This window comes from Lonsdalea quercina subsp. quercina, from assembly GCF_000688695.1.
Lineage (GTDB): Bacteria > Pseudomonadota > Gammaproteobacteria > Enterobacterales > Enterobacteriaceae > Lonsdalea > Lonsdalea quercina_D.
Genome location: NZ_JIBQ01000026.1, coordinates 1 through 6505, shown reverse-complemented (window position 1 = coordinate 6505; position 6505 = coordinate 1). Strand labels below are relative to the sequence as shown.

Annotated in this window: 5 protein-coding genes, 4 tRNA genes and 2 rRNA genes; 9 read left to right on the top strand and 2 right to left on the bottom strand. The window is 49.8% G+C overall.

Features of this window, described 5'->3' with window-relative positions; genetic code table 11:
• The 4 genes from SB13_RS16880 to birA all read left to right on the top strand — a co-directional run.
• Positions 1-136, top strand: a 23S ribosomal RNA gene (locus SB13_RS16880); the annotation flags it as partial.
• Positions 137-242: 106 nt separating this feature from the next.
• Positions 243-358, top strand: a 5S ribosomal RNA gene (rrf, locus tag SB13_RS16875).
• 774 nt (positions 359-1132) lie between these two features.
• Positions 1133-2167 (top strand): UDP-N-acetylmuramate dehydrogenase, encoded by a 1035-nt coding sequence (gene murB, locus SB13_RS16870; protein WP_026741450.1) that lies wholly within the window; start codon positions 1133-1135, stop codon positions 2165-2167.
• Positions 2164-3126 carry a bifunctional biotin--[acetyl-CoA-carboxylase] ligase/biotin operon repressor BirA gene (birA, locus tag SB13_RS16865; RefSeq protein WP_026741449.1) on the top strand — a complete coding sequence of 321 codons (963 nt, stop codon included), beginning with the start codon at positions 2164-2166 and terminating at the stop codon, positions 3124-3126. Before murB ends, birA begins: the two co-directional genes overlap by 4 nt.
• A gap of 31 nt (positions 3127-3157) precedes the next feature.
• Here birA and coaA read toward each other — a convergent pair whose 3' ends face one another.
• Together coaA and SB13_RS16855 are read right to left on the bottom strand one after the other, a co-directional pair.
• A complete protein-coding gene (coaA, locus tag SB13_RS16860; protein ID WP_026741448.1) occupies positions 3158-4108 on the bottom strand; it encodes a type I pantothenate kinase in 951 nt (316 codons plus the stop codon).
• 213 nt (positions 4109-4321) lie between these two features.
• Positions 4322-4846, bottom strand: a complete 525-nt coding sequence (locus SB13_RS16855) for a GNAT family N-acetyltransferase (protein WP_026741447.1) — start codon at positions 4844-4846, stop codon at positions 4322-4324.
• A gap of 343 nt (positions 4847-5189) precedes the next feature.
• Here SB13_RS16855 and SB13_RS16850 point away from each other — a divergent pair.
• The 5 genes from SB13_RS16850 to SB13_RS16830 all read left to right on the top strand — a co-directional run.
• Positions 5190-5265, top strand: a tRNA-Thr gene (locus SB13_RS16850).
• A 15-nt stretch (positions 5266-5280) separates the two neighbouring features.
• Positions 5281-5365: transfer RNA gene (locus SB13_RS16845), tRNA-Tyr, on the top strand.
• Between the two features lie 232 nt (positions 5366-5597).
• Positions 5598-5672, top strand: a tRNA-Gly gene (locus tag SB13_RS16840).
• A gap of 10 nt (positions 5673-5682) precedes the next feature.
• Positions 5683-5758, top strand: a tRNA-Thr gene (locus SB13_RS16835).
• A 104-nt stretch (positions 5759-5862) separates the two neighbouring features.
• A partial coding sequence (locus SB13_RS16830; RefSeq protein WP_026741446.1) for a GTP-binding protein occupies positions 5863-6505 on the top strand: 643 nt, incomplete at its 3' end.

Here is a 6505-nt window from a genome sequence, read left to right as displayed (position 1 = left end):
TGCCCCGAGATGAGTCTTCCCTGGGACTTCGAGTCCCCTGAAGGGCCGTTGAAGACGACGACGTAGATAGGCTGGGTGTGTAAGCGTAGCGATACGTTGAGCTAACCAGTACTAATGACCCGAGAGGCTTAACCTTACAACACCGAAGGTGTTTTTAGAGAGACGGAATTCAGCTTGTTCAAAGATTGGTTCTGGTGGTTGCACGGAGAGAGTGTGTAACGGCTGGAATGAAACAGAATTTGCCTGGCGGCGATAGCGCGGTGGTCCCACCTGACCCCATGCCGAACTCAGCAGTGAAACGCCGTAGCGCCGATGGTAGTGTGGGGTCTCCCCATGTGAGAGTAGGGAACTGCCAGGCATCAAACCCGTAGAAACCCTCAGCGAAAGCTGGGGGTTTTTGCATTGGGGCGAAAAAAAGCGCACACACCCGCGGCCCGACGCCACGCCGTCACCCCGCCCGCCTCGTTAGAGGCCACTGGTCGGTCACGTTGGCATGTTCCGCCCCCTCAAAACAGCCGTCGCGATACGTATTGTCCTGCCTATCCTCTTTCCCTGACACGTACTCGACCTCATCCTAATCGGCAATCCAGCATTGCCCTGAACGATGCTGCATTCACTCCCGGCTCACTGAGCCCTCATCATTGGGCCTGATGAAACACGGCCACTGCAGCAGGCCTCTTTGCCTGCAAAACGCCTGGGCATGCGGTAACTCGGAGCATCGTCGCATCAGTGGATTTTCCTCAAGGAGCCGACAAAATATCGGCTGCATATGGACTTAACCCATGGATGCTGGGGTGATGTGATACCAACATGGTTTTGCCAAGGTGTTAGGTCGCCCCAATATAAAGCCATCGGTGCTGCCAGGGTGAATTGCCGCTAACGCACAAGGTCGTAGGGATATATCCAACGACCCCCAGCCGCGTCTGCGTCGCGTCTTTCGAGCAATTGCATGGAAATAGGTTCTAACACTCAGTTTTGGCGTTAACTTAAGCAGTAGATAAACGGGTGTTGGGTTTTGGATCAATGGATACTTAGAAAATGCGGTGAGGGCACACTTCAGAAATCACTGCTCAATAATGTTTCTGGATCGAGTAAACTATAGCGATTAAATATATCGAGCATGAAGACGACTATGACGAGTGCCGCCGCATTACAGCCCTATAATTCATTCTCCCTGCCTGTTTCAGCCAAAGACGTGATCACAGCCAAATCAGCCGAAGATCTTCTGAACGCCTGGAAAAAAGCGACCATTTCAGAACAGTCAGTGCTAATTCTAGGCGGTGGAAGCAATGTCCTTTTTCTCGAAGATTTTGCTGGTTGTGTTGTATTGAATCGTCTGAAAGGGATTGAGATTAAAGAGACGGACACATGTTGGCACCTTCATGTCGGTGCTGGCGAAGTCTGGCATGACCTGGTTGAATTCACCTTACATCACCACATTCCCGGATTAGAAAATCTTGCATTAATCCCTGGCTGCGTTGGCTCGGCCCCCATCCAAAATATCGGAGCGTACGGCGTTGAGCTGAAAGACGTGTGCGCCTACGTTGATGTCTTGAACCTTAATACCGCCGAACTCACGCGGTTGGCACAGGACGACTGCCAGTTTGCCTACCGTGAAAGCATCTTCAAACATGAATACCGTGATGGCTATGCGATTACGGCGGTCGGGCTAACCTTGCCTAAAACCTGGCAACCGGTGCTGAACTATGGAAACCTGACGCGACTCAATCCTGAGACCGTGACGCCACAGCAGGTGTTCGATCTAGTGTGCGATATGCGCAAAAGCAAGCTGCCCGACCCTGCTGTGAACGGGAACGCTGGCAGTTTTTTCAAGAATCCAGTACTTACTGCAGCCCAAGCGAACGCGCTATTACGTCGTTTCCCCCTCGCGCCGCATTATCCTCAGGCTAATGGCGAGGTAAAATTCGCCGCTGGGTGGTTAATCGACCAATGTGAGCTCAAGGGCTACCGCATTGGGGATGCTGCGGTACACGCTAATCAAGCCTTGGTTCTTATCAACGTCGGAAATGCGACCAGCAAAGACGTTGTCGGCTTGGCGCGCTATGTGCGCAATCAGGTGGCCGATAAATTTGGCATTGGGTTGGAACCTGAAGTGCGCTTTATCGCGTGTCAGGGCGAAGTTAACGCGGTTGAGGTGTTGGCATGAGAGATAACACAGTTCCCCTTAAGTTGATCTCTATTTTATCCGATGGCGAATTCTATTCGGGTGAAGTGCTTGGCGAGCGCCTGGGTATGAGCCGCTCTGCAATCAACAAACACATACACACGATTCGTGAATGGGGCCTTGATGTTTATACCGTAACCGGAAAAGGCTACGCATTACCTGCTCCCATAGAGCTGCTGGATGCTGAAAAAATCCGGGCACTAACCAGCGGTGGGAATATTGATGTGTTGCCCGTCATTGACTCCACCAACCAGTATCTTCTAGACCGCCTCGATAAGGTTTCATCGGGGGATGTTTGCATCTCTGAGTATCAGCAGGCAGGACGAGGTCGAAGAGGGCGGAGATGGTTCTCTCCCTTTGGTGCGAATCTCTACTTATCGCTCTACTGGCGTTTAGAACAAGGGCCTGCGGCCGCGATTGGGGTGAGCCTGGTCATCGGTATCATCATGGCGGAGGTGCTGCATGACCTGGGCGCGAATGGCGTCCGGGTTAAGTGGCCCAACGATCTTTATTTAAACGATCGCAAGTTAGCTGGAATTCTGGTTGAGCTAAACGGCAGAACTGGCGATGCGGCTCACCTTGTTATTGGCGCCGGCGTCAATCTGCGTATGCGGGAGCCTGGCGCGGAAATGATCAATCAAGGCTGGATTAATCTGCAGGAAGCAGGAATAGCTATCGATCGCAACACGTTGGCGGCTCGCTTGATAACAGAGTTACGCGCGGCGTTGATATCTTTCGAACAGCATGGGTTGGCTCCGTTCATTCCCCGCTGGAAGTCCCTGGATAATTTTTATAATCGGCCGGTAAAACTATTGATGGGCGATAAAGAGATCGTCGGAGTTGATAAAGGAATTGATACTCAAGGGGCTTTGTTATTGGAGCAAAACGGCGTATTGATTCCCTATATCGGAGGGGAAATCTCGTTGCGCGGAGCATCATAATAATAAGGGGATGTGATATCCCCTTACGACCTTATTTACGCAGCGTTACGCGCTCGACAGCATGATTGGCACTTTTCGTCATAATTAAACTGGCTCGTTCACGCGTCGGAAGAATATTTTTCTTCAGGTTTAACCCGTTGATTTCATTCCATACCTGAGAGGCAAATTCCACCGCTTCTTCTTCCGTAATTTTTGCATAGTTATGGAAGTAGGAGTCTGGGTTGGCAAATGCACCCTGTCTGAATTTCAGGAAGCGATTGATGTACCAGCTTTTCAGCAAATCTTCCGGCGCATCGACGTAGATGGAGAAATCCACAAAGTCGGATACGAAGACTCGATGTGGATCATGAGGATAGTCCATGCCGCTTTGTAAAACATTCAACCCTTCCAATATGAGAATATCGGGCTGTTCGATGATCTGGTGCCGCTCAGGGACGATATCGTAGGTCAGATGGGAGTAGGTCGGTGCGACGACTCTAGGAGCCCCCGACTTCACTTCAGAAACGAATTTCACCAGGCTGTGCATATCGTACGACTGAGGAAACCCTTTTTTCTTCATCAGGTTTCTTTCTTTCAAAACCTTATTAGGATGCAAGAAGCCATCGGTGGTGATCAATTCAACTGTACGGTGTTCCGGCCAACGACTGAGCAAGGCTTGCAATACGCGCGCAGTCGTACTTTTCCCGACAGCCACACTGCCAGCGACCCCAATAATGTAGGGAATTTTTTGTCCGTCAGTGCCTAAAAATTGCTCCAAAACTGCCTGACGTCGCAAATTAGAGTTGATATAAAAGTTCAATAAACGGGATAGTGGCAGATAAATTTCTGCAACTTCATCCAGGGATAGATCCTCATTGATGCCTTTGAGTTTTAATATTTCTTTCTCTGTCAGCGTTAACGGGACCGAATCCCGCAACGTCGCCCACTGCTGACGATCAAATTGCAGATATGGTGTGGCCAAGGATTGCTCGCTATCTCTCATAAATACGTTTCTACATGCCAGTACAGCGTTAAAAGGTGCCATGTCGGTCTCAAAACCGTCAGATAAAAAGACTACCCACCTTTTATTGGGGAAAATTAAATGATGACGGGCAGATTACCACCATGCGGGTAAAGAAAAGAAGAAGAAATCCAACGCAACCCGATGCCTTATAAAGGCATCGGGTTTATTTCAGTGAGCGATTACCAGCCAGTATCACTTCACGATAAAAAGACGTTTGTAATAAATCGCTGTAGAGTGATAAATCCCCTCAGGGGAGCATGCGTAATCGGGGATTTCTCCCAGATGGGTATAGCCTTGCGACTGGTAAAATAGTTCCGCCGTGGAACCTGCTTCTGTATCAAGATAAAGCAGGCCACGCTGCAGGCTAAACGCTGCTGTTTCAAGTTCGTGCAAAAGATGATGTCCTATTCTCTTTCGTTGATACTGGCTGTGAACGAGCAATTTCTGAATTTCCGCACGATTTTGCCCATTCGATTTCTGGCAAAGTTCCAGTTGCACGGTTCCTACCACCTCACCCTCATAAAGCGCTACCCAAAGTCGGCGTTCTCCTTGCGTAATAGAAGGCTTCAGACTATCGAAATAACTTTCGGCATGTTCATAGGATAAGGGCGTGCGATATCCGATTGAGCAGCCATTATCAACGGCATCAATCAGTAATCCCGCCAATGCATGACGATATAAAGGAAATGTGTCGGTCGAGAGCAAGACGGGTTTCATTAAGTATCTCCAAGCACTGGCGGATGGCCTCTTGACTATCAGCGAGCAAAAAATATACCACTCTCGACACAAACTACCGGGTTTTAAGCAGGCGATATAGCGATAGTGGCTAGCCTGGCCGTCATTGGAGAGCATGAATTATGACGAAATGGAGAGAAGAGGGCGCCATTAGACCTTATGAAGAATGCAGTTGATGCCGCAGGTGTGGTGCATATTTGCACGAATTTCTAACGTTTATGCAAAACAATGTCCAGAAATGTGCAAAATCTAAGCGACAGTGCATTTTAAGCAATTTTTTTGTTGCATAGACCGGCCACTCTACCTAGAATGCGCAGCACTTGATGCCGGCTTAGCTCAGTTGGTAGAGCAACTGACTTGTAATCAGTAGGTCGCCAGTTCGACTCCGGCAGCCGGCACCATCAAGTACACAACCAGGTGGGGTTCCCGAGCGGCCAAAGGGAGCAGACTGTAAATCTGCCGTCACAGACTTCGAAGGTTCGAATCCTTCCCCCACCACCAATTCAAGCCATGAGAAATGGCTGACTCGATGTGATAAAGCAACAGATATCATGTCGATGAAGGTGAGGAGTTGCGTGGCAAATCTTCCTTCTCCCACCATCAATTCAATCCTGGAAACAGGATTAAAACGATCTGGTGTTCTAATAATCGGATCGAAAAAATCACGGCATGGATGTAATATTTGCCGGGGTTTTTGACTCTACAAAGAAATCAGGTAGCCGAGTTCCAGGATGCGGGCATCGTATAATGGCTATTACCTCAGCCTTCCAAGCTGATGATGTGGGTTCGATTCCCACTGCCCGCTCCATATTAGATGTGCTGATATAGCTCAGTTGGTAGAGCGCACCCTTGGTAAGGGTGAGGTCGGCAGTTCGAATCTGCCTATCAGCACCACTCCTTTTATATTCCTCCTGATTTCCTTTTGTTAAGCTCAGCAAGTAATTGCTTGGTTGATGTGGTGATATCACCGATTTATCCGTGTCTTAGAGGGACAATCGATGTCTAAAGAAAAATTTGAACGTACTAAACCGCACGTTAACGTCGGTACTATCGGCCACGTTGACCATGGTAAAACAACGCTGACCGCTGCTATCACTACCGTACTGGCGAAAGTCTACGGCGGTGCTGCTCGCGCATTCGATCAGATCGATAACGCGCCAGAAGAAAAAGCACGTGGTATCACCATCAACACGTCTCACGTTGAATACGATACCCCGACTCGCCATTACGCGCACGTTGACTGCCCAGGGCATGCCGACTACGTGAAAAACATGATCACCGGTGCTGCCCAGATGGACGGCGCGATCCTGGTAGTTGCAGCGACTGACGGCCCGATGCCGCAGACTCGTGAGCACATCCTGCTGGGTCGTCAGGTAGGCGTTCCGTTCATCATCGTGTTCCTGAACAAATGCGACATGGTTGATGACGAAGAGCTGCTGGAACTGGTTGAAATGGAAGTTCGTGAGCTGCTGTCTCAGTACGACTTCCCGGGCGACGACACGCCGGTAATCCGTGGTTCTGCTCTGAAAGCGCTGGAAGGCGAAGCAGAGTGGGAAGCGAAGATTGTAGAACTGGCCGAAGCACTGGACAGCTACATCCCGGAACCAGAACGTGCTATCGACAAGCCGTTCCTGCTGCCGA